Origin of the sequence: Azospirillum sp. (assembly GCF_035627195.1) — a bacterium.
Classification (GTDB): domain Bacteria; phylum Pseudomonadota; class Alphaproteobacteria; order Azospirillales; family Azospirillaceae; genus Azospirillum.
In genome coordinates this window covers 1-23,935 of the sequence record NZ_DASPMG010000260.1, presented here as the reverse complement: position 1 = coordinate 23,935, position 23,935 = coordinate 1, and the positions used below count along the sequence as shown (strand labels likewise).

At 72.4% G+C, this 23,935-nt stretch carries 22 protein-coding genes and 1 pseudogene; 11 read left to right on the top strand and 12 right to left on the bottom strand.

Features of this window, described 5'->3' with window-relative positions:
• Positions 1-198: 198 nt before the first annotated feature.
• The 3 genes from VED21_RS23505 to VED21_RS23495 are packed head-to-tail and all read right to left on the bottom strand — an operon-like array spanning position 199 to position 2,880.
• Positions 199-2,250, bottom strand: coding sequence for a hypothetical protein (locus VED21_RS23505; RefSeq protein ID WP_324886597.1), 2,052 nt, complete (start codon positions 2,248-2,250; stop codon positions 199-201).
• 47 nt (positions 2,251-2,297) lie between these two features.
• A complete protein-coding gene (locus VED21_RS23500; protein ID WP_324886595.1) occupies positions 2,298-2,549 on the bottom strand; it encodes a hypothetical protein in 252 nt (83 codons plus the stop codon).
• A 37-nt stretch (positions 2,550-2,586) separates the two neighbouring features.
• Complete coding sequence (locus VED21_RS23495; protein ID WP_324886593.1) at positions 2,587-2,880, bottom strand: hypothetical protein; 294 nt, start codon at positions 2,878-2,880, stop codon at positions 2,587-2,589.
• Between the two features lie 98 nt (positions 2,881-2,978).
• On the opposite strand from VED21_RS23495, the gene VED21_RS23490 reads away from it, so the two are divergent.
• Entirely contained in the window at positions 2,979-3,500 is a 522-nt protein-coding gene (locus VED21_RS23490; RefSeq protein WP_324886591.1) for a PepSY domain-containing protein, read from the top strand.
• 141 nt (positions 3,501-3,641) lie between these two features.
• Here the strand turns inward: VED21_RS23490 and VED21_RS23485 are convergent, their stop codons facing one another.
• On the bottom strand, positions 3,642-6,611 hold the full coding sequence (locus tag VED21_RS23485; protein WP_324886589.1) for a trifunctional glycosyltransferase/class I SAM-dependent methyltransferase/polysaccharide deacetylase: 2,970 nt from the start codon (positions 6,609-6,611) through the stop codon (positions 3,642-3,644).
• Between the two features lie 314 nt (positions 6,612-6,925).
• On the opposite strand from VED21_RS23485, the gene VED21_RS23480 reads away from it, so the two are divergent.
• Together VED21_RS23480 and VED21_RS23475 are read left to right on the top strand one after the other, a co-directional pair.
• Positions 6,926-8,017 (top strand): glycosyltransferase family A protein, encoded by a 1,092-nt coding sequence (locus VED21_RS23480; protein ID WP_324886587.1) that lies wholly within the window; start codon positions 6,926-6,928, stop codon positions 8,015-8,017.
• Positions 8,014-9,822 (top strand): ABC transporter ATP-binding protein, encoded by a 1,809-nt coding sequence (locus VED21_RS23475; protein ID WP_324886585.1) that lies wholly within the window; start codon positions 8,014-8,016, stop codon positions 9,820-9,822. The genes VED21_RS23480 and VED21_RS23475 overlap by 4 nt, the downstream gene beginning before the upstream one ends.
• 49 nt (positions 9,823-9,871) lie before the next feature.
• On the opposite strand, the gene VED21_RS23470 is transcribed toward VED21_RS23475, so the two are convergent.
• The 3 genes from VED21_RS23470 to VED21_RS23460 all read right to left on the bottom strand — a co-directional run bounded on the left by VED21_RS23470 (position 9,872) and on the right by VED21_RS23460 (position 13,242).
• Entirely contained in the window at positions 9,872-10,492 is a 621-nt protein-coding gene (locus VED21_RS23470) for an SH3 domain-containing protein (protein WP_324886583.1), read from the bottom strand.
• 120 nt (positions 10,493-10,612) lie between these two features.
• A complete protein-coding gene (locus VED21_RS23465; protein WP_324886581.1) occupies positions 10,613-12,550 on the bottom strand; it encodes a M1 family metallopeptidase in 1,938 nt (645 codons plus the stop codon).
• 50 nt (positions 12,551-12,600) lie between these two features.
• Positions 12,601-13,242: a gamma-glutamylcyclotransferase gene (locus VED21_RS23460; protein WP_324886579.1), complete on the bottom strand. Its 642-nt coding sequence runs from the start codon at positions 13,240-13,242 to the stop codon at positions 12,601-12,603.
• Positions 13,243-13,363: 121 nt separating this feature from the next.
• On the opposite strand from VED21_RS23460, the gene VED21_RS23455 reads away from it, so the two are divergent.
• Positions 13,364-14,386 carry a DUF2125 domain-containing protein gene (locus tag VED21_RS23455; RefSeq protein ID WP_324886577.1) on the top strand — a complete coding sequence of 341 codons (1,023 nt, stop codon included), beginning with the start codon at positions 13,364-13,366 and terminating at the stop codon, positions 14,384-14,386.
• A gap of 91 nt (positions 14,387-14,477) precedes the next feature.
• Here the strand turns inward: VED21_RS23455 and VED21_RS23450 are convergent, their stop codons facing one another.
• Positions 14,478-15,371, bottom strand: coding sequence for a prephenate/arogenate dehydrogenase family protein (locus tag VED21_RS23450; RefSeq protein ID WP_324886574.1), 894 nt, complete (start codon positions 15,369-15,371; stop codon positions 14,478-14,480).
• A gap of 167 nt (positions 15,372-15,538) precedes the next feature.
• On the opposite strand from VED21_RS23450, the gene VED21_RS23445 reads away from it, so the two are divergent.
• Both VED21_RS23445 and VED21_RS23440 read left to right on the top strand, forming a co-directional pair.
• Positions 15,539-15,778 carry a type II toxin-antitoxin system CcdA family antitoxin gene (locus VED21_RS23445; protein ID WP_324886572.1) on the top strand — a complete coding sequence of 80 codons (240 nt, stop codon included), beginning with the start codon at positions 15,539-15,541 and terminating at the stop codon, positions 15,776-15,778.
• Positions 15,778-16,092, top strand: a complete 315-nt coding sequence (locus VED21_RS23440; RefSeq protein ID WP_324886570.1) for a CcdB family protein — start codon at positions 15,778-15,780, stop codon at positions 16,090-16,092. Before VED21_RS23445 ends, VED21_RS23440 begins: the two co-directional genes overlap by 1 nt.
• Here VED21_RS23440 and hisC read toward each other — a convergent pair.
• Both hisC and VED21_RS23430 read right to left on the bottom strand, forming a co-directional pair.
• Positions 16,089-17,180 carry a histidinol-phosphate transaminase gene (gene hisC, locus VED21_RS23435; protein WP_324886568.1) on the bottom strand — a complete coding sequence of 364 codons (1,092 nt, stop codon included), beginning with the start codon at positions 17,178-17,180 and terminating at the stop codon, positions 16,089-16,091. The genes VED21_RS23440 and hisC overlap by 4 nt on opposite strands.
• An 11-nt stretch (positions 17,181-17,191) precedes the next feature.
• Complete coding sequence (locus VED21_RS23430) at positions 17,192-18,070, bottom strand: chorismate mutase (protein ID WP_324886566.1); 879 nt, start codon at positions 18,068-18,070, stop codon at positions 17,192-17,194.
• A gap of 138 nt (positions 18,071-18,208) precedes the next feature.
• Here VED21_RS23430 and metX point away from each other — a divergent pair, with 138 nt between their 5' ends.
• The 4 genes from metX to VED21_RS23410 all read left to right on the top strand — a co-directional run bounded on the left by metX (position 18,209) and on the right by VED21_RS23410 (position 22,290).
• Positions 18,209-19,450: a homoserine O-acetyltransferase MetX gene (gene metX / locus VED21_RS23425; RefSeq protein ID WP_324886564.1), complete on the top strand. Its 1,242-nt coding sequence runs from the start codon at positions 18,209-18,211 to the stop codon at positions 19,448-19,450.
• 32 nt (positions 19,451-19,482) lie between these two features.
• A complete protein-coding gene (gene metW, locus VED21_RS23420) occupies positions 19,483-20,151 on the top strand; it encodes a methionine biosynthesis protein MetW (protein WP_324886562.1) in 669 nt (222 codons plus the stop codon).
• A 137-nt stretch (positions 20,152-20,288) separates the two neighbouring features.
• Entirely contained in the window at positions 20,289-20,816 is a 528-nt protein-coding gene (locus VED21_RS23415) for a PRC-barrel domain-containing protein (protein WP_324886560.1), read from the top strand.
• 262 nt (positions 20,817-21,078) lie between these two features.
• Entirely contained in the window at positions 21,079-22,290 is a 1,212-nt protein-coding gene (locus VED21_RS23410) for a methyl-accepting chemotaxis protein (protein WP_324886558.1), read from the top strand.
• 27 nt (positions 22,291-22,317) lie between these two features.
• Here the strand turns inward: VED21_RS23410 and VED21_RS23405 are convergent, their stop codons facing one another.
• The gene (locus VED21_RS23405) at positions 22,318-22,884 is read right to left on the bottom strand and encodes an alpha/beta hydrolase (RefSeq protein WP_324886556.1); all 567 of its coding nucleotides are present in this window, start codon (positions 22,882-22,884) and stop codon (positions 22,318-22,320) included.
• A 211-nt stretch (positions 22,885-23,095) separates the two neighbouring features.
• On the opposite strand from VED21_RS23405, the gene VED21_RS23400 reads away from it, so the two are divergent.
• Positions 23,096-23,368 carry a hypothetical protein gene (locus VED21_RS23400; RefSeq protein ID WP_324886554.1) on the top strand — a complete coding sequence of 91 codons (273 nt, stop codon included), beginning with the start codon at positions 23,096-23,098 and terminating at the stop codon, positions 23,366-23,368.
• Between the two features lie 191 nt (positions 23,369-23,559).
• On the opposite strand, the pseudogene VED21_RS23395 reads toward VED21_RS23400, so the two are convergent.
• Positions 23,560-23,935: pseudogene (locus tag VED21_RS23395) on the bottom strand (methyltransferase type 11); the annotation flags it as partial.

The window sequence follows — 23,935 nt, the reverse complement described above, 5'->3', positions numbered from 1 at the left end:
TGCGCGCCCCCCAGTGCCCCAAGTGCGGCCAGCCTGGCCTGATCCGCCAGGAAGGCTGCGACACCTGCCTGAACTGCGGCTATTCCAAGTGTTCCGGGTAGGAAATGTTGGGTTTTCGCTGGCGCTCAACCCAACCTACGGCTGAGCGGTAGGTTGGGTTGAGCGCCAGCGAAAACCCAACGTCAGACACGCTTCACGCTACTCCTCCAGCAACCACCGCCCGGCTGACCGGCAGGCCCTGGCGGGCGCACCGGCGTCGCGCCCGGCCGGGGTCGTGACCACGTGCGCGAAGGCGACGCACGGACGCTGCCGCCCTTTCGTGTCCTCGGCGCGGCCGGTCACCGTGATGCGGCCGGAGCGCATGCCGTCGCCGGACGTCCACTCCCGCGCCACGCCCGGCGCCGCCGCAGCGGCGGCGAAGGCCTCGGAGATGCGCGGCTGGTCGTCGGGCGTCAGCCGCAGGCGCGTGGCGTTGCTCCAGCCCGGCCCGACCAGCCGGTCGGGCGTGGCCACACGGACGGCCACGCGGTCGGCGGCCAGGGCGACCGCCTGGTCGAGCGGGTCGTCCGGCATCCCCTCCGCCAGACCGGCGAGGCCCGCGAGGCCGCTCCTCGTCCCCTCCCCCAACTTGCCGTCGATGGCGCCGTCGTAGCGGCCGAGCCGGGCGAGCGCACGCTGCGCCACGGCGATCCGCTCCGCCGGGGTCAGCGCGCGCGGCGGCGGCAGCGGCTCCCCGACGATGGCGACGGGTTCCGGCGCCGGTTCGATGCGGTGGGTGGCGAGCCCGCCGTGCCACGCGGCCATGACCCCCAGGTGCAGTGCCGCCGCCGCACCCAGCACCAGCACCGGCCAGGCGCCCTGTTCCTTCGGACCGGCGGCGCCGGTGCCGAAGGCGGCGCGCCACGCCCGCCCGCTCCATTCCCGCGCGGCCAGCCACGCGCCCAGCCCGGCGCCGGCGGGCACGCCGACGTCCCACAGCGCGCGCAGGGCCAGCGGCGCCGGCTCCTCCGCCGTGGCGCCGGACAGCAGCGCCGGCAGGTCGACGGCGGCGACCAGCAGCGACACCGGCGCCAGCGCGCCGGCCGCGCACTGCCAGAACCCCCGCGCCGTGCGCAGGGCCGCCGCCCGGTGGATGCGCTGGAGCGCCGCCGCGGCGCGCGCCGCGAAGGCCCGGCTGACGCAGCGCTCGTGCTCCGCGGCCAGGGCGTCCAGTTCCGGCAAGCGACCGGCGAGGATGGCGTCGGCCATGGCTCCGGTGACGCGGGACAGGGCCGCGATACCGAAGGCACCGGCGCCGCTCGCCGCCTCGATGCGCGCCAGCAGCGGCGCCAGCACCGCGTCCAGGAAGGCCGGCATGGCCGGCACCACGGCGTCCGGCCCAACGGCCTCCACCTCGAACGCCACGCCGTCGCAGACGCAGGCCAGCGTGAGCACCGGCACCGTGCCGGCGCGCTCGTACAGCAGCCGCGTGCCGGAATGGCGCAGCGTTCCCGGCTGCACCTCGGCCACCGTGGCGAAGCCGTCGTAGCCCACGGTGTCGAGCGTCGCGCGCACGGCGTCCGGCACGTCCGACGGCAGGGCGAAGCCGCGCGCCGGCTTGGCGACCAGACGCGGGCGGTGGATGTGGGTGAACTGCCCCACGCCCGCGCACTCGTCGCACGGCACCACGCCGCTGCCGGCGCACACGGTGCAGCGGAACACGCCCGTGCCGCCGCAGCCCTCGCAGCGCAGCGGCCGGCCGTCGCCGTCCTGCCGGGGCTTGCCGCCGCACAGCGCGCATTCCACCTTGCCGCCCCGGCACGCCGGGTTGGTGCAGGCGCGCACGCCGCCGCCGTTGCAGCCGCGGCAGGGCTCGTGCACGTAATAGGGGCCGCGCATGGACGGCAGCGCCGGGAACGGCTCGTCCCCGTCGAACAGCCGTTCCGGCGCGCCGATCAGCGCCGCGACGCGGCGCGCGGTCTCCACCGCCGCCACCTCGGCGTCCAGCTCGCGCGTCAGCGTGGCGTCCAGCTCGGCGGAGTTGCGGCAGAAGGTGGCGGCGCGCACGGCGCCCGTCCCCGCGCGGGTCTCCACGTCCGTGGCCCAGGACACGGCCACCGTCAGCACGGCGGTGACCGGCACGTCGCGGCGCGACACCCGCTCCAGCACCACCCCGGCGGGCGAGACGCAGTTGCCCGCCGCCGCGTGGTTCAGCCGCCGGAGCAGCTCCTGGTGCGCCGCGGGGAGTGTGTGATCGATCCCGTCAAACATGGCATCCGCCGGCATCGGCCCACCGTCCGCCCCCCGCCCGTCAACACTCAGTCAGCCAGTTCCAGGTCGGCGGGTTCCGCCTCCGCCTCGGCCTCGTCCGCTTCGGATTCGTCGGCCGCCGCCGCGGCCTCGCGAACCCAGACGCGCCCCTGGAGGGTGAAGCCGTTGTCCTGCAGCCAGGCGCGCTCCGCCTGATCGGTGGCGCGGTAGAGGAACAGGCTCCAGTCGTCGCTGTCCGGCCCGGCGTCGGCCGGCGTGGCGTAGACCTGGAGCGAAAAGGGGAAATCGTCGCGGGTCATCGGATAAGCCGTCCAGTCTGGGCTGTTCAGTTGGTGATCAGGCGGTGCGGCCGGCGTCGTGCGGCCGGCGTCCGCTCAGCGAGAACGGCGTCGTGGACAAGACCTCCGCCCCTTCGACCACTTCGAGATCCGATTCGGCCGCGTATTTGACAAGACGACCGTCGCTCAGCCGAACGTCGTAATTCGGAACACCGGCCAGGGTACGCGCGACAACCAGCGCCTCCTGCCCGTCAATTCTCACCTTCGTTCCAAGGCGAAGCATGGTACCCCCGAACATTCCTTGATCTTCTTTGAAGAAGCTAAGCGTTTGGCGGCGGGCGTGCTGTGTCAAAATCCGGACCTTCGCCGCGGGAACCACCCGTCCCCCCGGTCGTTGCCATGGCGGATGCCGGCCCCGGCCGGCACCCCCCAAACCATCGGAGCACGACCATGACGTTCCAAAAGCGACTGGCTCTCCTGGGCGCCGCCACGGCGGCGCTGCTGTCCAGCCCCGCGCTGGCGGCCGACAAGGAGGACATCCAGGCCCTGACCCAGGCCCGCCTCTCCCTGACCCAGGCGATCGAGGAAGCCGGCCGGCAGGGCAACGGCCGCGCGGTCGACGCCGAGTTCGACGTGGAGAATGGTGCCGCCCGCTACGAGGTCACCATCCTGGGCGCCGACAGGCTGGTCACCTACACGCTGGACGCCAACACCGGCGCCGTCGTCAAGACCGACGAGAAGACCGTCGCCCGGTACTTCACCCGCCTCGACCCGGCCGACCTGCAGGGTGCCCGCACCACGCTGGAGCAGGCCATCGGCATCGCCGAACAGCGCCTGAGCGGCAAGGCCATCGAGGCCGAGGTGGAGCGCGACGGCGACGCCGTCCGCTACGAGGTGACGGTGGCCCACCCCGACGGCCGCACGCAGGACATCAAGATCAGCGGCGTCGACGGCCAGGTCGCGGAGCGCTGAGTTCCGGGGCGCATTGCCCCCTCCCGGCTTCGCTTACGCTCAGCCACCCTCCCCCTCTTCGAGGTGGAGGGTTCTGTGCCGAAGCGGCGGCAGTCCCCTCCACCGCCCCTGGCGGGGGAGGGTTAGGGAGGGGGCAAAACCTCACACCCCCGCCAACTCCCCCACCCCCACCCCCAACTTCGCCGCAAAGGACTCCAAGCCCTCCAAACCACTCACCTCGATGCGCGGCAGCCGCATGGGGTCGCCCCAGATGCTCGCCACGCCGTGCTCCACGGTGAAGCCGCAGTGGAAGCCGCACTCCCGCATCGCCACCCGCACGGCACCATCCTCGTCGCCATAGGGGTAGGCCAGCGCCGTGATCGGCGTCTGCAGCTCCTCGGCCAGCGTGCGGCGCGCGCGCCGCCCTTCCTCCACCAGTTCGGCCGCCGACAGGCCGGTGAGCGCCCGGTGGCTGGCGCCGTGCGCGGCGAAGGAGAAGCCCTCCCCGCACAGGCGCCGGATCTCCGGCCAGGACAGCAGCGGCGCGGGCTCGCCGAACGGGCGGTCCCACGCGGCGGTGGTGCCGACCGCGTCGGTGACGACGAAGACCGTCGCCACCATGCCGTGCCGGCGCAGGATGGGCGCCGCGTGCTCGGCGATGTCGCGGTAGCCGTCGTCGAAGGTGATGAGGATCGGCCGCCCCGGCAGCGGCCGGCGCATCATCAGGTGCCAGCACCACTCGTCCAGGCCGATGGTGTGGAACCCCGCCCGCCGCAGCAGGCCGAGCTGCGCGTCGAACATCGCCGGCGTCACGCGGAAGCGCCTCAGCGTCTCCGGCCCGTCTTCCGCCACGCTGTGGTACATCAGGACCGGCACGCGCCCCGTCACCCCCGACCGCGCCGGCACGCAGCCCGGCAGCCGCCAATGGACCTGCAAGGCGACGAACGGCGGCAGGTCTTCCGGCAGCGGCAACTCGCACATGTCCGGCGTGCCGGCCACGGCGCCGGGTCCCAGACGGCGGAAGGTCTGCACGCGGTAGAGCGGCGTGTGGATCTCCCGCTCCAGACACAGCCCCGGCACGGCGGCGAACACGTCGCCGATGCCCTTGCTGCCGAACACGTGCGGCCACCCGAAGCCCGTCCGGTGCGGCTCGTCCACGAGCAGGTTGGCGTGCGCCATGACCAGCCGGCCGTCGGGGTTCAGCGCCTGCGCGAACTTCCCGGCCACATGCCGCAGCTCCTGATGGCTCGTCAGGTAGTACAGCACCTCGCTGCACACGATCAGGTCCATGCCGCCGGGGAGGGGGTCGGAGACGACGTCCAGGTGGGCGAACTCCACGTTCGTCAGGCCGGCGCAGCGCTCCCGCGCGCGGCCCAGCGCCGTTTCCGAAATGTCGGCGGCGACCAGCCGCTCGACGCGCGGCGCCAGTCGCACCGTGAAGTGCCCCTCCGCGCAGCCGAGTTCGAGCGCGCGCCCGATCGGCCGGTCCGGCAGCATGTCCAGCGTCTGCTCGTACTTGCGCCGCTCGTAGGTGCTGTCGTAGTGCCAGGGATCGACCTCGGCGAACGCCTCCTCCCATTCCTCACCCCTGCCGGCGGCCGAAGGGGGGGAGTCCGCGCCGGCCTGCCCCAGCTCCGCGAAGCGGGCGGCGGCCTCGGCCGTGGCGGCACCGGACAGCGACTGCACCAGCGCCTTCTGGATGGCGGAGCGCGCCGCCGCCCGCCCCGTCCATTCGGCCTGCAGGCTGCGGCCGAACTGGCGGATGCGGTGCGGGCGCAGCAGCCAGCGCAGCAGCTTGGCCCCGCTGCGCAGCCGGCGGCGGCGCAGGTGGCCCTTCACCACCTCGGCGAACTCCCACTCGTACGCCTTGGCCAGCGCGGCGGCGGAAATCACCGGGCCGCCGGCCGGCATCTCGATGATCCCGACCGGCTCCCCCTCCTCCACCACGGCGCAGCGCACGCGGTCCACGCCCTCGGGCACCGGCAGGCCGGCCATCGGCTTGGCGGGATCGACCGGCACCTGCATGGTCCCGCCGATGCGCGCCGGGCGCGCCGCGTCGCAGGTGTCCAGCAGGTAGGCCTCCAGCCGCCGCCGGGCGCGCGCCGCCAGCCCGGACACGCCGGACGTCCCCTCCAGCGTGTCGAGGACGCGCAGGATGGCCGGCTCCACGCCGGGCCACAGCGCCTCCCAATCCTCCACCAGCCGTCCGCGGCCGATGGGCAGCGCCTGGCGCAGCACCCAGGCGACGGCGTCGGGCGACAGCGTCGGCTCCCGCATGCCTTCCAGGTGCCGCAGCATGGCCGCCCCGTCGCTGCCCTGGCCGACGGCATAGCCGGCGATCCAGGTGGCGAAGTGATAGCAGGTCGGCCCCGCCCCCTCGGCCGGGGCGCCGTCGGCGTACTGCGGCAGCGGGTCGGCGACGCGCGGGTCGGGCCGGTGGATGCGGCGGATGACCTCCAGCCCGTCGGTCAGGAAGCGTTCCGTCGCCGTCGAGGCCGATCCCCGGCGGAAGCGGTAGAACACCAGCACCGCCCGCACCGCCTGGAACCGCGCGCCGGCCCGCGCGATCCGCGCCCACAGGTCCCAGTCCTCGCACGCCACCAGCGCCGGGTCGAAGCCGCCGGCCGCGGTGACCAGCCGCTTGCGCATCAGCCCGGCGTGCACCGGAAAGGGGCAGTCGCGCGCGATGGCCGGAAACAGGTCCGCCGCGTCCGGCCCATACTCCTCCGGCCCCGGCTGGTCGGACAAATAGCGCTGCCAGCCGCAATGGACGAAGTCCGGCCGCGACGGCGCGCGGCGCGCGCGGGCGAGGCGCTGCAGGCACGTGGGCGCGATCCAGTCGTCGGCGTCCAGGAAGTACAGCCAGTCCGCCCGCGCCTCCGCGATGCCGCGGTTGCGCGCGGCGGAGACCCCGGCGTTGTCCTGCCGGACCAGCCGGATGCGCGGATCCCCGGCCGCCAGCCCCTCCACCACGGCGGCCGTGCCGTCGCGCGACCCGTCGTCGACGACGATCGCCTCCCAGTCCCGTTTGGTCTGCGCCGACAGGCTCGCCAGGGCCGCCGCGACGGTGGGCGCGGCGTTGAAGGCCGGAACGATGACCGAGATGTCCGGCTTGGCGTACGTGGAATCCATCGTCTCCCTGCCCGAAGCCCCTGATGAAACAGCCGACCTTGCGGTTGCAGTCAATATGGGTGCTTCGCCCGGCCGGCGGCCAAAGCGCAAAGTTGGCAGTCTGGCGGGAAAATGAATCGTTCATCCACCGAACAGGCCAATACCCACCACCAATTTGCGAAGCAAATACCGGCAAAGACGGCAAATACGGGTTAACCGGCGACCATAGCCATACTCACTCAGTCGAGATGCCAGGGAAGATTTGTTATTCTATGCTTGGAATGTGTGCAATCCGCCCCGGCCGTGCGCGGCGACGGAGGACCGAAATCATCTCCATGAGCGCCAGCGAAACACAGACCGAACTCATCTCCGTCGTCATCCCGGCGTACAACGCGGAGCGGTACATCGCCGCCACGCTCGCCTCGGCGGTCGGCCAGACCCATCGGGAGCTGGAGATCCTCGTGGTCGACGACGGCTCCACCGACGGCACCGTCGCCATCGTCGAGCGGTTCATGGCGGCGGACGGGCGCGTGCGGCTGATCCGCCAGTGCAACGGCGGCGTGGCCAACGCGCGCAACCGCGGCATCGCGGACTCGCGCGGCCAGTACATCGCCCCGCTCGACGCCGACGACCTGTGGCACCCGCGCAAGCTGGAACTCCAGCTCGCCGCCATGCGCCGCTCCCCGCGCACCGGGTGCGTGACCACGTGGTGCTGCAGCATCGACGTGGAGAGCCGCATCCTGTGGGAACCGGTGGACGGTGCGCGCTGCCAGGGCTACGTGCTGCCGGCGCTGATCCTGGAGCACTTCGCCGGCTGCGCCAGCTCGCCCCTGATCCGCCGCCAGTGCGTGCTGGAGGCCGGCGGCTACGACGAGGGCCTGCTGCGCCGCAACGCCCAGGGCTGCGAGGACTACAAGCTGCTGCTGGCCATCGCCGAACAGCACGAGTTCACCGTCATCCCCTGGGCGCTGACCGGCTACCGCCAGGTGCCGGACAGCATGTCGTCCAGCCTGTGGACCATGCTGCGCTCGCACGACCTCGTGATGGCCGAGATGCGCGAGCGCCACCCGGAGATCCCGGCCAAGGTCTTCCGCTGGTCGCGCAGCGGCATCTGCGCCTGGCTGGCGACGCGCGCCATGGTCGCCAACGCCCGCGGCGACATGCTGCGCCTGTTCGCCCTGTCGATCCGCAGCGACTGGAGCTACGTCCTGTCCCTGGGCGTCCGCTTCGTCGGCAAGTACGCGCGCCGCCTGCGCCGCGCCCGGACCGAGCCGCGGCGCGTCTTCCCCGAAGGGCTGCAGCCGGTGGAGGAGGCGCCGAAGGGCCGCTGGCTGGCCATGGCGCTGCAGCGGCACCGGCGGCACTGGTGCGAACGTCTGGCGGCGGAGCCCGCCAAGGTGCGGCTGACCGCCAACCGCGCCCTATGATCGCCCTCCCCCCCGTGGTTCGGGAACACGCCTGGGCGCTGCCGGCCGTCGCCGCGCTGGGCGTCCTCGCCTCGCTGCTGGAGGGGTTCGGCATCAGCCTGTTCATCCCCCTCCTCCAGGGCATGGCGGAGCCGGACGCCGTCCCCGGCGGCCTGGGCGGCCGGCTGGTGGAGCTGTTCGCCGCCATCCCGCCGGAACGGCGGATGGCCGTGCTCACCGCCGCCATCTTCGGCTCCATCCTGCTGAAATGCGTGGTGGTCTACGCCGGGGCGGCGTTCGTCTTCACGCTGACCGGGCGCATCGGCCACCGCCTGCGGGTGGAGGGGTTCCGTCAGATGACCGCGCTCAGCCCCGCCTGGCTGCGCGCCCGCCCGAACGGCGAGGTGTTGAGCCTGCTGTCCGGCGAGGTCTGGCAGACGATCAACGCGCTGGGCGTGTTCGCGGCACTGGTCGGCAACGTCTGCACCGTCGCCACCTTCGGCGTGCTGCTGCTGCTGATCTCCTGGCCCCTGACGCTGGCGGTGGCGGCGGCGCTGGCCGTCATGGGCCTGCTCTTCCACGCCCTGGCCCGGCGCGCCAAGCGCCTGGGGGAGCGCGCGGTGATCGCCAACCGCGACGTGGACGCCGCCCTGGTGGAGGGCTACGGCGGCCTGGACGTCATCCGCGCCTTCGGGCGGGAGGAGGACGAGATCCGCCGCTTCGCCGGCCGCTCCGACGAGCTGCGCCGCATCTTCCTGCGCATGGACGCCCTGCGGGAGGCCAGCGGGCCGCTGTACGAGGCGGCGGCGGCACTGCTGATCCTGGTCATCCTCGCCGCCATGGGCACGCGCGACGCGGCGTCCCTGCCGGTGCTGGCCGCGTTCCTGCTGGTGCTGTTCCGCGTGCAGCCGCAGATCCGGCAGATGGCGGCCAACTGGGTGACGCTGCGCTCCATGGCCGGGTCGGTCGCCACCGTCACCCGCTTCCTCGACCCCGCGGGCAAGGACTACATCCCCTCCGGCACGCTCGTTCCCGCCGCCCCGGTGGCCGAGATCCGCTTCGAGGACGTCGGCTTCCACTACGGCGCGGGCGGCCCGGCGGCGCTGGAGGGCGTGTCGTTCGCCATCCGCCGCGGCCGCACCACCGCGCTGGTCGGCCCCTCGGGTGCGGGCAAGTCCACCGTGGCGGCGCTGGTCGCCCGCGCCTGCGACCCCACCGGCGGGGCGGTGCTGGCGGACGGCGTGCCGCTGTCCCGCTTCGACCTGCGGGCGTGGCGGCGGCGCATCGGCGTGGTGTCGCAGGACGTCTTCCTGTTCGACGCCAGCGTCTTCCACAACATCGCCTACGGCCGCCCCGACGCCACGGAGGCCGAAGTGGTGGAGGCCGCCCGCCGCGCCCACGCCGACGGCTTCATCCGCGACCTGCCCGACGGTTACGCCACCGTGGTGGGGGAGCGCGGCAGCCGCCTGTCCGGCGGCCAGCGCCAGCGCATCGCGCTGGCCCGCGCCATCCTGCGCGATCCCGACATCCTGATCCTGGACGAGGCGACGAACGCGCTGGACAGCCTGTCGGAATCGCTGATCGAGGACGCCATGGCGGCCTTCAGCCGCGACCGCACGGTGATCGCCGTCAGCCACAAGCTGGCCACCATCCGGCACGCCGACCACATCGTCGTGCTGTCCGGCGGGCGCGTGGCCGAACAGGGCACGCTGGACGAGCTGCTGGCCGCGCACGGCCTGTTCGCCGCGCTGTGCGAGGCGCAGTTCCGCGGCACCGAACCGCTGTCCGAGCGCCGCCCGGCCCCCTTAAAAGCCCCTCTCCCTTGACGGGAGAGGGGTTGGGGTGAGGGTGGTTACGGCTCGGAGGCCGCCAACCCTACCGCGACGATCCCACCAGGGCCGGCAGGTCCATGATCGGGCCGTTGGCGGCGTCCTCGATGGTGATCGGGGTGCCGCCGCGCTCGCCGAGCGCCAAACTCACCGGACGGCCGTTGTTGTGGCCCTTCCACATCTGGTACAGCGCGAGCGCGGCGTAGATCTTGGCCTCGCGGCTGGTGTTGAACAGCCATTCCTGCGTCGGCGTGACGCGCAGCAGGCCGTTCTCGCCCACCTCCACGCGGTCGGCGAACTTGTAGCCCAGCTCGTCGTTCACCCGGCCGATCAGCCGGTCGAAGCCCGAGGAATAGCGCGCGAAGCTGCCCCGCTCGCCGCCGCCCAGCGTGCTGGTGGAGCGCTGGCGCAGCAGGTCGGTGAAGACCCAGCCCTCCTCGCCCGTGCGCATGTTGCGCACGCCGGTCCAGTTGCCGTCCTGCTTCAGTTCCAGCAGTTCGTCGCCACGCCGCACGGTGGAGCGGATCGAGGCGCGGTCGGTGGGTGCCGCGCGCAGGTTCACGCGCTCGCCGGTCACCGTGTGGGTGTCGCCCGGACTGGCCACGGCCGGACCGCCGAAGGCCATCATCAAACCGCACACACCGACACCCAGGGCGGCGCGGAGCACACTCGATTTTCCAGACATTGTCGTCCTCCCACAAGGCGCGCCCGCGTCCTGCGCACGCGCGCATCCGTGGACTTAACAGCGGCCAGTGGGAGGATGATCCAAAGACGATGTTCCGATGGCTCAGTCGAGCCGGCGCCGCAGCGGGCTGTCGCCCGGCGGCCAGACGCCGCGGTCCATGGCGCGGGCACCGTCGAACACCAGCCAACTCTGCCGGCCATAGTGCGGCAGCGGGCGCAGCAGCGCCTGCAGGGCCGCCGGATCGGTGGCCGCGACCACCAGCGCCGGCTGCCCGCGCGCGGTGCGCGCCGTCCACACCCGCGCCGTGCCGCGCCCGGCCACCGCTTCCGGCGCGCCCTCCATGCGGTAAGCGCGCAGCAGCCGCTCCACCCCCTCCTGCGTGCCCAGGAGCAGCAGCGGCTCGCCCGCGTCGGTGCGGTCCGGCCCGACGACGCGCGCCCGCCCCTCCATCAGCCGGTCGGCCAGCGCCCGCGCCGCCTCGGCCCCTCCTCCATCCGCCGCGATCACCACGTTGGTCCCGGTGTCGAGCGTCACGTCACGCAGCACCGCCGGTGCCTCGCCGGGGGCCAGGCGGCGGAACAGGTCGTGGCCGGGATCGACCGCCACCGCCGTCGCCCGGCCGGTGACCGGCAGCACCGCCGCTGCCTCCCGCCCCTCCATCCGCACCAGATGGCGCTGCGGACCGGCGTCCGTCTCCACCACCACGGGCACGGACAGCGCGTAGACCGGCGCGTCCTGCCGCAGGGCGACGCTGACGCCGCTCTCCGCCACGCGGGCGTCCTGGAGCGTCAGCGACGGCGCGCCGACGCGCTCCACCCACTGGGCGAAGAAGGGCTTCAGGTCACGGCCCGCCGCCGCCTCGAACGCCGCGCGCAGGTCGGCCCAGCCGGCTTGCCTGAACTTGTGCTCCTCCCAGAAGCGGCGCAGGCCGGCGTCGAACGCCGCCTCCCCCACCTCGCCGCGCAGCATGTGGAAGACCGCCGCCGCCTTGCCGTAGCCGATGACCTGCGCCGCCCCGTGCACCTTGGCGCGGAAGGCGCCGAGCGCCGTGTCGCGGTCGCGCGGCAGGGCCGCGTAGTCGCGCACCCAGTCGAGCCGGGCCGCCCGCGCCGCCTCCCCCCCGCGCGCCTCGGCCGACGCGTAGTCGGACAGATAGCTGGTCAGCCCCTCGCACCAGTTGCCGGTGGCGTAATCGACGCGCACGCCGTTGCCCCACCAGTTGTGCAGGATCTCGTGCGCCAGCGACTGCCCGCGCACGAAGGGCAGCGGCAGCACCTGCCGCCCGATGTAGGTCAGCCCCGGAAACCCCAGCCCCACCGGCAGCGGCGCCGACACCACCGCGAAGCCGGCGAAGGGGTAAGCGCCGATCCTCTGCGAAAACCCATCGATTGCGCGCGCCGTGATGTCCAGATACTCGTCGGACAGGCCCGCCTGCTCCGGATGGAAGTAGGTGCGCAGGCGGAGCGTGCCGTGCATCCGCTCCCGCACCTCCCAGGTGCCTGCGAACAGCGAGGGCTCCTCCACCGGCCGGTCCTCGGCGAAGACGGCGCGGTAGCCTTTGGCGTCGCGCCCCTCCTCCACCAGCCGCCCGGTCGCCACGGCGGTGAAGGGTGCCGGCACCCGCACGGCCAGCCGCCACGTCGGCGGCTCCCCCTCGGCCGCGGGGATCCAGCCGCCGCCCGGCAGGTAGGCGCCCTCCGCCCCGGCCATCGGCCCGTCACGCTTCGCATCCGGGTCCAGCGCCGCCAGCGTCCCGGCGTAGCGGACGGTGACCGCCCCACCCCCCTCCGGCACGGTCAGCGCCAGCCGCGCCCCGCTCCGCGTGAAGGGCAGCGCCTTGCCCGCCGCCGTCACCTCGGCGACGTCCAGCCCCGGCGCCAGCAGCAGGGACTGCGCCCCCGCCGGCAGCGTGACGCGATCGACCACCTCCAGCCGCCGCGCCGGCGGGTCGAGCGTGACGTCGAGGTCATGATGGATGCCGGCGGCCAGGACCGGCGCGGCGGCGAGGAACGCCGCAAGGGCGAGGACGGAGCGAAGCATGGCCGGAATATAGGATCGCCCCCGCCCCGCGTCGCCCCCGGCGATCGGCGTCAGGCCGTCAGCCGCCGCACCGCCGCCATCAGGCGCGCCAGCCGCGCATCATGGATGCCCAACTGCTCCAGGTGATCCACGGTGTTGGCGAGGTATTCGACGTTCGGCCCGCGCTCGCCGCAGCAGCCGGCGATGCGCTCGGCCATGTGCGTCTCGTCCAGGCAGCCGCAATACTGGCGGTGGCGGCGGTCGACCACGAAGGTGCAGGCCTCCACCACCGGCCCGCCGCCCAGCACGTGCACCGGCAGCCGCTTCGGCCGGTACACCCGCGTGATCATCTCGCGCTCCCACAGGTAATCCAGCGCCGCCGGCACGTTGCCGGCCGCCACGCGGAAAGCGATGCCACGGCAGGAGCCGCCGCGGTCCAGCCCCAGCACCAGCCCCGGCCGCTCCGGCGTGCCGCGGTAGCGGTGCGAGGAGACGCAGAAGCGCCGGTGGTAGCCGTGCAGGACCGCCGCGTGCCGTTCCTCGAACGGGAAGCCGGGGTTCCACATCAGCGAGCCGTAGGCGAACACCCACAGGTCTGTGCCGGGCGCCACGGCGATGTCGCCGGCCCAGGCGGGCGCCGCCGCCTCGGAAACCTCAGCAACCTGGGGGGCGGCGGTCAGGCCGGTATCGAAGGAGCGTGTATCGAACAGCATGTGTAACGGGGACCATGAAGGTGCCACACTGCGGCGCCATCCTTCGCGCCGACCGTGCGAATCCTAGCACGCTCCCCATGTGGGGGCTATAACGGGTGGTTCCCAGCCGGAAATTGACACCATGACGCTCCGCAAGCGCCTCGCCCTCGCCGCCGCCGTCCTCTTCGTGGCCCTGCTCGCCGCCTGGGGCGTGGCATGGTGGATGGTGGCGAAGGCCGTCGAGAACGGCATCGTCGCCTGGGCCGAGGCGCAGCGGGCGCGCGGCGTCGACGTGCGCTACGCCGACCTGCGCATGGGCGGCTTCCCGCTCGCCGTGCGCGCCACCGCGACCGAGCCGCGCATCGCCGCGCGCGGCGCCGACTGGCGGGGTGCCGAGCTGGTCGGCGAGGCGCCGCTGTGGGACCCGACGCGCATCGCCCTCACCCTGCCCGGCCCGCAGCGCCTGCGCCTGTCCGACCCGGCCTCGCCGCCGGGCGAGCTGGTGGCGCCGCAGGGCGGCACCGGGCACGTGACGCTGGGACCGGCCGGCGTGCCGGTGGAGGCGCGCTTGAGCTTCGCCGACCTCACCTTCGCCCCGGCGGCGCTGCCGGACGCGCCCGCCGCCGTGTCGGCCCTCGACCTCACGCTGCGCCAGCCGCCGGCCCCGCCGGCCAGCCACGAGGAAACCGGGCTGGCGGTGGAGGTGGACGCGCGCGGCGTGCGGCTGCCGTCGGCGGTCCAGTCGCCGCTCGGCCCCATCGTCAGCCGCGCCACGGCGACGGTGCGCGTGCAGGGCCGCCCGCCGGAGCTGCACCCGGAAAGCCTCGCCGCATGGAGCCGCGACGGCGGCACGGTGCAGATGGACGCGCTGGGCCTCGACTGGGGTCCGCTGAAGGCGACGGTGAACGGCACGCTGGCCCTCGACCGCGACCTGCAGCCCCAGGCCGCCATGACCGCCGAGGTGCGCGGCGCCGACAAGGTGCTGGCCGCCTTCCAGGGCCAACTAAAGCCGAACGAGGTGAACATGGCGCGCAGCGTCATCGGCATGCTGGCCCGCCCGTCCCAGGACGGCGAGCCGGTCATCATGGCGCCGCTCACCATCCAGTACCGCGCCCTGTTCGTCGGCCCGCTGAAGGTCGCGGCGATCCCGGCGATCGTGTGGTGAGAAGAACAAGGGCCGCGACTGCGGCCCCGCGCCCACATGGGCGCGAAGCCAAGGCCACGGATGTGGCCGCCCGGCGTCTGAGGGAAAAAGATTAGGCCTGCTTGGCGTCGATGATGCCGCGGCGGATGGCGCGGGTCTTGGTGAAGGTCTCCTGCAGCAGGTCGCCCTCGCCCCAGCGGATGGCGCGCTGAAGCGCCGTCAGGTCCTCGGTGAAGCGCTGGAGGATCTCCAGAACCGCCTCGCGGTTGTTCAGGAACACGTCGCGCCACATCACCGGATCGCTGGCGGCGATGCGCGTGAAGTCGCGGAAGCCGCCGGCCGAGAACTTGATCACCTCGGACTTGGTGTCCTCCTCCAGGTCGGCGGCGGTGCCGACGATGGTGTAGGCGATCAGGTGCGGCAGGTGCGAGGTGATGGCCAGCACGCGGTCGTGGTGCGACGCCTCCATGATCTCGACCTTGGAGCCGCAGCGGCGCCACAGCTCGGCCACCTTCTCGGTGGCTTCGGCCTGCGTGCCCGGCGGCGGCGTCAGGATGCACCAGCGCCCCTGGAACAGCGCGGCGAAGCCGGCCTCCGGCCCGGAGTGCTCGGTGCCGGCCACCGGGTGGCCGGGCACGAGGTGCACGCCGTCCGGCAGGCTGGGCGCCACGTCGCGCAGCACCACCTGCTTGACCGAACCCACGTCGGTGACGATGGCGCCGGGCGCCAGGCTCAGGCCGATCTCCTCCGCCACGGCGGCGAAGGTGCCGACGGGGGTCGCCAGCACGACGAGGTCGGCGCCGTCCACGGCGGTGACCGGGTCGGTGTAGGCGGCGTCGACGATGCCCAGTTCCATGGCCTTGATGCAGGCCGCCTCGCTGCGGTCCCCGCACACCACGGTGCGGGCCAGCCCATACTCCGCCACGGCCCGCGCCAGCGACGAGCCGATGAGCCCGATGCCGATGATGGCGACACGGTCGAAGAGCGGAGCGGTGGAAGCGGTCATGATGGGGTTACCGGTGCCTGGGCCTGTCCGAAAGGTGCGGGTTATTAAGCACCACGCCGCCGCCGGGCCAAGGGAAAGTTTTCGGGGGGATGGCGAAGGGCGCCTTCTTGCCCCACATGATGCATGCGCATATGCTTTGCACACGGCGCCTTCATAGGGAGTTTGCCATGGCCGCCTCTGCCCAGCCCCGCCGCAAGCCCACCAACGTGTCCATTCGCGAGGACATCCTGGAGGCGGCCCGCAGCCATGGACTCAACGTCTCCCGCGTCGCCGAGGAGGCGTTGTCCGCCGCCATCCGCGAAAAGCAGCGGGCGGCGTGGCTGGCGGAAAACGCCGAGGCGATCGCCTATCAGAACCGGCTGGTCGAGGAGGAAGGGGCGTTCGGCGACGACGTGCGATCATTCTGATGGCGCAGTTCGACGTTCGCCGCAATCCGTCGCCGCGCACCCGCGCCTCGACGCCCTATGTCCTCGTCGTGCAATGTGACCTGCTGGCGGATCTTGACCCGATTGCCGTCGTGCCGTTGCGTCGGGCCGACTGTTTTCTGAAGACGATCAGCCGCTTCAACCCGCACTTCAAGGTGGAGGGCGTTGATGTCGTCATGACGCCCAACGCCATCGCTGGTGTCGCCCGAAAAGATCTCGGAGAGGTCGTCGCCAACCTCTCCGAACATCGTCACGACATCATTGGCGCGATGGACATTCTGCTGACGGGCATTTAGCCCGCCAGGAACTCCTTCAGCATCGCCACCACCGTGCGCATCTCGTCCTCACGGCCGATGGTGACGCGCAGGCAGGTCGGCAGGCCATAGGACGGCATCTGGCGCACCAGGATGCCGCGGTCCTTCAGGAACAGGCGCGCCTTCTCGGCGTCGTCCTTGCCGGACGCCGCACCCTTGAAGTCGACCAGAACGAAGTTGCCGATGGACGGGTGCACGGTCAGGCCCAGGCCCCGCACCTCGGCGCTGAACCACTCGCGCCACTGCTCGTTGTGGGCGCGCGAGCGCTCCATGAACTCCACGTCCTCCAGCGCCGCGACGCCGGCCGCCTGGGCCGCCGCCGACACGTTGAAGGGGCCGCGCACGCGGTTCAGCACGTCCGCCACGCCCGCCGGGCAATAGCCCCAGCCCAGGCGCAAGGCGCCCAGCGCGAAGATCTTCGAGAAGGTGCGCAGCATCACCACGTTGGTGAACTTCTCCACCAGTTCGACGCCGGCGGAGTAGTCGTTGCGCGTCACGTACTCGGCATAGGCCGCGTCGATGACCAGCAGCGTGGTGGCCGGCAGGCCGGCGTGCAGGCGGGCCAACTCGTCCGCCGTCAGGAAGGTGCCGGTCGGGTTGTTCGGGTTGGCGACGAAGACGATCTTCGTGCGCGGCGTCACGCGCGCCAGCAGCGCGTCGACGCTGGCGGTCAGGTCCGTCTCCGGCGCGGTCACCGGCGTGGCGCCCACCGACTTGGCGGCGATCGGGTACATCAGGAAGCCGTGCTGGCTGTACAGCACCTCGTCCCCCGGCCCGGCGTAGGCGCGCACCAGCAGGCCGATCAGCTCGTCCGAGCCGGCGCCGCAGACGATGCGGCCGGCGTCCAGGCCGAAGCGGGCGCCCAGCGCCTTGCGCAACTCGGTCGAGCCGCCGTCGGGGTAGCGATGGATCTCGCCGGCCAGGCGCTTGTACGCCTCCACGGCCTTGGGGCTCGGCCCCAAGGCGCCTTCGTTGGACGCCAGACGGATGGTTCCGGCGGCTTCGCCCCCGATGTAGGGCGCGATGTCGAGGATGCCCGGACGGGGCACCGGCGCGGTCGGCGTGGACATGTCTCTCTCGGTCAGATCTTGCGGGTGTCTTGCGGCAGGTTCAGCGGCACGGCGTAGCCGCCCATGATGTTGATGCGCACGGGCACGTCGCCCAGGCGCTCGCCCAGCGCCGCCAGGCGCGGGTCGCCGTGGTCGACGAAGTCGGCGATCTCGACCAGATGCAGCGCCGGGCCGCCCGCCTCGCGGTTGCTGTGCCACGTGCAGAAGCCGACCGGCACCAGCCCCGCCGACTCGAGGGTGTCCTTGAGGCGCCCGCGACTGAGGTCGTAGCCCAGCTCGATGCCCAGCAGCGTGCGGTCGTCGCCCGTCGGCTCGTGCGGGACCAGCGCGATGGCGAAGGCGTCGCGGTCCTCGCCCCGCGCGTTGCCGCGCCCGCCGAACGGCAGGCGCGCCACGATGCGCGGCGTGCGCGAATCCGACGACACCATGTAGCGCCACCAGGGGTCGGTGTCGTCCTCCGCCGGGATCGGCACGACGCCGACGGTGGCCGTGCCCTCGCTCACCGCGCGCACGGCGGCGACGGGGGTGTTGACGGCGGTCATCGGCACGAAGCTGCCGAAATGGTCGCGCGCCACGTCCCAGAAGCCGCGCCGGTCCTCCGGCGCGAAGACGGCCACGGCGAACGGCCCTTGCAGGCGGGTCAGCGCCGAGATCATCTCGCGCCACATGCGCACCAGCACGGGCAGCGGGAAGGCGCCGGTGTGCCGCGCCACCAGACGGCGCAGGATCACCGCCTCGCGCCCCGGGCGCAGGAAGATGCGGCTGTCCCCCTTGGCGGCGCCGATGCGCTCCACCACCTTGGCCCGCCGCATCAGCAGGTCGTGGATGGAATCGTCGATCTGGTCGATCTCGCGGCGCAACTCGTCGAGCGGTGACTTGGAGGGAGGCATGGGATGTGAAACCGTGTCGGGCGAAGCCGGATAGTAGTAGTCCGCGAAGCCGTTAAAATCAAAGAAAACGTTGACACCTTCGAGGCCCGCTTCGTACCTATACGCTCCCGCTGAGGTAGAGCCATAAGACCGTCCGCCATGTCTGCCACCAAGCCCTCCGTGGTCGCCCAGGCCGACACCCGGGCCGACACCGGCAGCACCACCGGCAACACCACCGGCAGCCTGCCCGGCCACCGCGTCCGGCTCGGCGTCACCACGCCCATGCGGCTGGACAGCGGCCAGGAGCTCGGCCCCTTCACCATCGCCTACCAGACCTACGGCACGCTGAACGCCGACCGCTCGAACGCGGTGCTGATCTGCCATGCGCTGACCGGCGACCACTTCGTCCTCGACACCCACCCCATCACCGGCAAGCCCGGCTGGTGGGAGATGATGGTGGGACCGGGCAAGCCGGTGGACACCGACCGCTACTTCGTCATCTGCTCCAACGTCATCGGCGGCTGCATGGGCTCCACCGGCCCGGCCGAGATCGACCCCGCGACGGGGGAGCCGTACGGGCTGAACTTCCCGGTCATCACCATCGCCGACATGGTGCGCGCCCAGACCCTGCTGATCGACCATCTGGGCATCGGCCAGCTGTTCTGCGTGCTGGGCGGCTCCATGGGCGGCATGCAGGTGCTGGAGTGGGCGTCGTCGTACCCGGAACGCGTGTTCGCCGCCATCCCGGTGGCCTCGGCGGCGCGCCATTCCGCGCAGAACATCGCCTTCCACGAGGTCGGGCGCCAAGCCATCATGGCCGACCCCGACTGGTGCGGCGGTGACTACCTGCGCCAGGGCAAGCGCCCGCACCGCGGGCTGGCGGTGGCGCGCATGGCCGCGCACATCACCTACCTGTCGGAGCCGGCGCTGCACCGCAAGTTCGGCCGCAACCTGCAGAACCGCGCCCAGATCACCTACGGCTTCGACGCCGATTTCCAGGTGGAAAGCTACCTGCGCCACCAGGGCATCACCTTCGTCGAGCGGTTCGACGCCAACTCCTACCTCTACATCACCCGCGCCATGGACTATTTCGATCTGGCGGCGGACCACGACGGCGTGCTGGCCAACGCCTTCCGCCACAAGGGCGGCAGCACGCCGGTGCGCTTCTGCGTCGCCAGCTTCACCAGCGACTGGCTGTTCCCCACGCCCGAATCGCGCGCCGTGGTGCACGCGCTGAACGCCGTGGCGGCCAACGTCAGCTTCGTGGAGATCGAGACCGACAAGGGCCACGACGCCTTCCTGCTGGACGAGCCGGAGTTCCACCAGGTCATCCGCGGCTTCCTGGAAGGCTGCGCCGAGCACCGTGGCCTCACCGCGCGCCGCCGGGCGCGCAGCGCATGAACGGACGCGCGCAGCGCATGACGGACGCGGACATGAGCCCCCTCGACGACACCTCAAGCCGTATCGCCGACTCCGCCCGCAACGGCGCCGGCCGGCCGCGCGACATCCGCGTCGACCTGCGCCTGATCGCCGACATGGTGGATCCCGGCAGCCGCGTGCTCGACGTCGGCTGCGGCGACGGCGCGCTGCTCGACTTCCTCACCCACGAGAAGGGCGTCGACGGCCGCGGCATCGAGTTGAGCATGGACGGCGTGCACCGCTGCGTGAAGCAGGGCCTGTCGGTCATCCAGGGCGACGCCGAGGCGGACCTGAAGGACTACCCGGCCGACGCCTTCGACTACGTCATCCTCGGCCAGACGCTGCAGGCCATGCGCGAGCCCAAGCGCGTGCTGGAGCACATGGTGCGCATCGGCCGCCACGCCATCGTGTCGTTCCCCAACTTCGGCTACTGGCGGATCCGCTTCCAGCTGCTGGTGCACGGCCGCATGCCGGTGACCGAGCAGCTGGGCTACCAGTGGTGGGAGACGCCGAACATCCACCTGTGCACCATCGCCGACTTCGTCGAGCTGTGCCGGGTGGCGGGCGTCACCATCGAACGCGGCGTCATCGTCAACCGCGCCGGCCGCGTCACCGGCTCCGGCTACGGCGGCCTGACCAACCTGCTGGGCGAACAGGCCGTCTTCCTGCTGCGCCGGGGCTGAGCGGGCTGCGAACGTTGGGTTTTCGCTGCGCTCAACCCAACCTACGAAAGCGTCCTTCGTCGGCGGGGCCGGCCATGACGCAACCTTGACCCCGGCGGGCGTGTTGAAGGCTGGCATCCCGAGAGGAGGTCAGTTCCATGCGCTCGCTTCGCTTCGCCCTGCTGGCCCTGCTGCTCGCCACCGGCGTGGCGCACGCCCAGCAGCAACCGCCGCTGATGACCGCCCCGCGGCCCGAGGACAAGCCCACCACCGACGCCGTGCCGTCCAGGGAAGGCGTCAGCGGCGCCGCCCCCAGCGACGAGATCCGCCCGGTGGCGCCGCCCGCCAACCGGCCGCTCACCGCCGCCGAGGCGCAGGCGCTGGTCGGCAAGAGTGCGCGCACCAAGGACGGGCAGGAGGCCGGCGAGATCCGCGACTTCGTCCTCTCCGGGCCGGACGGGCGCATCGAGGGCATCGTCATCGCCTCGGGCGGCTTCCTCGGCATCGGCGCCAGCATGGTGGCGGTGCCGGCCACGGCGCTGCGCGTCGGCGCCGCACCCAAGGTGGCCGAGCCGGGGCAGAAGCCGCCCATGGACGTGATGCTGGACATGACGGCGGCCGACGTGGCGCAGGCCCCGCCCTTCACCTACGACGCGTCGTCGCGCACGCTGGTCGGCCGGCGCTAAGAAACCGCCCCGCACCGATAGCAAAAAAAGAAGGGCCGTCCGGAGAACGGCCCCTTGTTCAGTCTTACAGGGAGGGAGCGCCGGACGCGGGCGGGACACCATGCGCTTGCGCTCATGAGAGGACCATATTTTAGAAATATCTAATTATCAACGCCGAAAATTTCATCGCCGGGATGCGCGGAACGCAACCGGCTGTTAACACGCGTCCTCTACCCTCGCGCGCAAATCGCCGCCCCCGATAATGCCGCCCAGGGAGGAAGCCGTGGAATTGAGCGCCGCCGTCGCACAGGAAATCTGCGATCACATCGGCAAGGAACTGGACGTCGGAGTGTCGTTCATGGGCCAGGGCGGCGTCATCGTCGCCTCCACCGCCCGCGAGCGCATCGGCGCCACCCACGCCGTCGCCGCCGACATCATGGCCCGCCGCACCGACGAGCGCGCCGTCAGCAAGGACGAGGCCGCCCGCTCCTCCGGCATGCGCGAGGGCTACAACGTCGCCATCGACTTCAACGGCCAGCGCGTCGGCAGCCTGGGCGTCGCCGCCCCGGTCGACCTCGCCCGCCGCTACGCCCGCATCGCCCGCCACTGGGCGCTGTCCGTCCTGCGCGCCGAACAGGCCGAGGGGCAGCGCAACCAGCTTCTGCGCGACCTGTCCGACCGGCTGGAGCGCGACGTCGGCGGGCTGGTGGGCGAAGCGGCCGAGGCCGCCCGCAAGCTGGACGAGGCGGTCGCCGGCGTGCGCCGCGCCAACGGCGACGCCAGCCGCCAGTCGGGCGCCGCGGCCTCCGCCGCCCGCGCCGTGGACGAATCGGTCGGCAGCATCGCCGGCAGCATCGACCGCCTGACCGCGACGGCCGAGCGCATCGCCCAGGACACCGGCAAGGCCCGCGACATCAGCATGGCCGCCACGGCCGACTCCGAACGCGCCGCCACCGTCATGACCTCGCTGCGCGGCGCCGCCGAGCAGATCGCCAGCGTCGTCAAGCTGATCAACGCCATCGCCAGCCAGACCAACCTGCTGGCGCTGAACGCCACCATCGAGGCGGCCCGCGCGGGCGAGGCCGGGCGCGGCTTCGCCGTCGTGGCGAACGAGGTGAAGGCGCTGTCCCGCCAGACCGCCGACGCCACCAAGCAGATCGCCGATCAGGTCGCCAACCTGCAGCGCGAGACGGCGGCGGTGGACGACGCGCTGAACCGCATCGGCGGCACCATCCGCTCCATTCAGGGCATCAACGAGACGGTCGCCTCCGCCATCGGCGAGCAGGCCGGCCTGACCGCCGAGGTCTCGCGCGACCTCGGCCGTTCCCGCCAGGACGCCATGGCCGCCGGCCGCAGCATGGACGAGGCCGAGCGCACCATCGCCGGCGCCACCCAGTCGCTCGACGCGCTCAGCTCCCTGGCGCAGGGCCTCACCGGCCGCGTCGGCGGCGTTGGCGACCGCATGCGCGACGTGCTGCGCCAGATGCGGGGCTGATCCGGCTCCAGCCGGCGCTCCGGCCGGCTACGGCCGTTCGGCCCCGGCGATCAGGTCCAGCAGCATCCGTTCGCCCTCCGGCCACGGGCCGTGGCCGGAGGCGACGTTGATGTGCCCCTGCTCACCCGCGTCGACGAACGCCGCACCCCAGCGTTCGGCGACGAACCGGGCGCGGTCGAACGCCACATAGGGGTCGTTGCGGCTGGCCACCAGTGTGGCGCGGAACGGCAGCGGGGCGAGCGGCACCGGCGCGAAGCAGCGCACCTCCGGCGGCGTGTGCGCTTCCGAGTCCACGTCGGACGGCGCCACCAGCAGCGCCCCCGCCACGCGGCCAACGGAAGCATGGCCAGCCGACCCGCGGCCGACCCAGTGGGCGACCTGCGAACAGGCCAGGCTGTGGGCCACGAGCACGACCGGACCGGCCGCCGCCGTCACCGCGGCCTCCAGCGCGTCCACCCAGGCGTCGCGGCCGGGCTGGTCCCAGTCGCCCTGCTCCACGCGCCGGGCGTCCGGATGGCGCCGCTCCAGCCACGTCTGCCAGTGGTCCGGCCCGGAATTGCCGAGTCCGGGAAGAATCAGGATGGATACCGGCATGCCATCTCCTTTTCCGCCCGGCGTCGCGGGCATCGCGCGGCGCACCGCGCCGCAACAAAAGTAATAGGTAACGGCGCCGTCGAGGTATTCCCTCCGCGGCGGACTACCCATATCGCGCGTCTTCTAATTCGCGGAATGCTTGCGAAGAATACAAGCAAAACCAGAGACACCCCGGCATTCCGATGCCCGGGTTGGGAAAGGCGTTGCCATCGTGCGCACGGAGATCGACGACACCGACGACAGAGGCGACAGCGGCGACAGCGGCGGCAAGAACGTGGCGCCGGACGTCCTGCCCCACGCCGACACCCTCCTGCGCGAGGCCGAGGCGCGGATCCGCAACGCGCGCACCATGTACGCCCGCGCCGAACAGCTGCGCGTCCAGGCGCTCGACACGCTGCGCCGCGCCGAGGAGACCCAGCAGCGCGCCCAGGACGCCTACCGCCGCGTCGAGGAAGCCTACCCGCCCCGCCGCCGGGAGAGTTAAAACGATTTCCGGATTGCTTTTAAGCCCCTCTCCCCTTGCGGGAGAGGGGGTTGGGGAGAGGGGGAATTACGCCCGGAAGGGCGGAAGAGAGGCATTCTTCCGGGCATCCGCCCGTAACCACCCTCTCCCCAACCCCTCTCCCGTCGAGGGAGAGGGGCTTTTATAAAGATCCGTACACGGCTCAGCCCCCCCTACGAACCCACCCGCCGGGCCGGGGCGGCGCCGCCCGGCAGCGGCACGATCAGCCGGCGCTTCACCGGCTGCGCCCTGCGGGCGACTCCGGCGAAGATCTGCTTGGACGCCTCGATCATCGTCACCCCGGCGAAGGCCTTGAACCAGCGCTCGCCGATCTCCTCCCACGCCGGGGCCGAGCGCAGCAGGACGCGCGAACGCAGCGGCGGGATGAACAGCGCGTGCCCCGTGCGTTCCGGCACGAACATGGTGTCGCGCAGCACCTGCTTCAGCTGCGAGGGCGTGTAGGGGAAGCCGTGGCCGAACGGCGTCCAGTCGGCGCGCGCCCACAACCCGCGCCGGTTCGGCACCACCACCAGCAGCCGCCCGCCGCCG

What these genes read in the sequence shown, in the direction of transcription:
- VED21_RS23505 (WP_324886597.1), bottom strand. Translation starts at nt 2,250, where the DNA reads ATGTTTGACGGGATCGATCACACACTCCCCGCGGCGCACCAGGAGCTG.
- VED21_RS23500 (WP_324886595.1), bottom strand. Translation starts at nt 2,549, where the DNA reads ATGACCCGCGACGATTTCCCCTTTTCGCTCCAGGTCTACGCCACGCCG.
- VED21_RS23490 (WP_324886591.1), top strand. Translation starts at nt 2,979, where the DNA reads ATGACGTTCCAAAAGCGACTGGCTCTCCTGGGCGCCGCCACGGCGGCG.
- VED21_RS23485 (WP_324886589.1), bottom strand. Translation starts at nt 6,611, where the DNA reads ATGGATTCCACGTACGCCAAGCCGGACATCTCGGTCATCGTTCCGGCC.
- VED21_RS23480 (WP_324886587.1), top strand. Translation starts at nt 6,926, where the DNA reads ATGAGCGCCAGCGAAACACAGACCGAACTCATCTCCGTCGTCATCCCG.
- VED21_RS23475 (WP_324886585.1), top strand. Translation starts at nt 8,014, where the DNA reads ATGATCGCCCTCCCCCCCGTGGTTCGGGAACACGCCTGGGCGCTGCCG.
- VED21_RS23465 (WP_324886581.1), bottom strand. Translation starts at nt 12,550, where the DNA reads ATGCTTCGCTCCGTCCTCGCCCTTGCGGCGTTCCTCGCCGCCGCGCCG.
- VED21_RS23460 (WP_324886579.1), bottom strand. Translation starts at nt 13,242, where the DNA reads ATGCTGTTCGATACACGCTCCTTCGATACCGGCCTGACCGCCGCCCCC.
- VED21_RS23455 (WP_324886577.1), top strand. Translation starts at nt 13,364, where the DNA reads ATGACGCTCCGCAAGCGCCTCGCCCTCGCCGCCGCCGTCCTCTTCGTG.
- VED21_RS23450 (WP_324886574.1), bottom strand. Translation starts at nt 15,371, where the DNA reads ATGACCGCTTCCACCGCTCCGCTCTTCGACCGTGTCGCCATCATCGGC.
- VED21_RS23445 (WP_324886572.1), top strand. Translation starts at nt 15,539, where the DNA reads ATGGCCGCCTCTGCCCAGCCCCGCCGCAAGCCCACCAACGTGTCCATT.
- VED21_RS23440 (WP_324886570.1), top strand. Translation starts at nt 15,778, where the DNA reads ATGGCGCAGTTCGACGTTCGCCGCAATCCGTCGCCGCGCACCCGCGCC.
- hisC (WP_324886568.1), bottom strand. Translation starts at nt 17,180, where the DNA reads ATGTCCACGCCGACCGCGCCGGTGCCCCGTCCGGGCATCCTCGACATC.
- VED21_RS23430 (WP_324886566.1), bottom strand. Translation starts at nt 18,070, where the DNA reads ATGCCTCCCTCCAAGTCACCGCTCGACGAGTTGCGCCGCGAGATCGAC.
- metX (WP_324886564.1), top strand. Translation starts at nt 18,209, where the DNA reads ATGTCTGCCACCAAGCCCTCCGTGGTCGCCCAGGCCGACACCCGGGCC.
- metW (WP_324886562.1), top strand. Translation starts at nt 19,483, where the DNA reads ATGAGCCCCCTCGACGACACCTCAAGCCGTATCGCCGACTCCGCCCGC.
- VED21_RS23415 (WP_324886560.1), top strand. Translation starts at nt 20,289, where the DNA reads ATGCGCTCGCTTCGCTTCGCCCTGCTGGCCCTGCTGCTCGCCACCGGC.
- VED21_RS23405 (WP_324886556.1), bottom strand. Translation starts at nt 22,884, where the DNA reads ATGCCGGTATCCATCCTGATTCTTCCCGGACTCGGCAATTCCGGGCCG.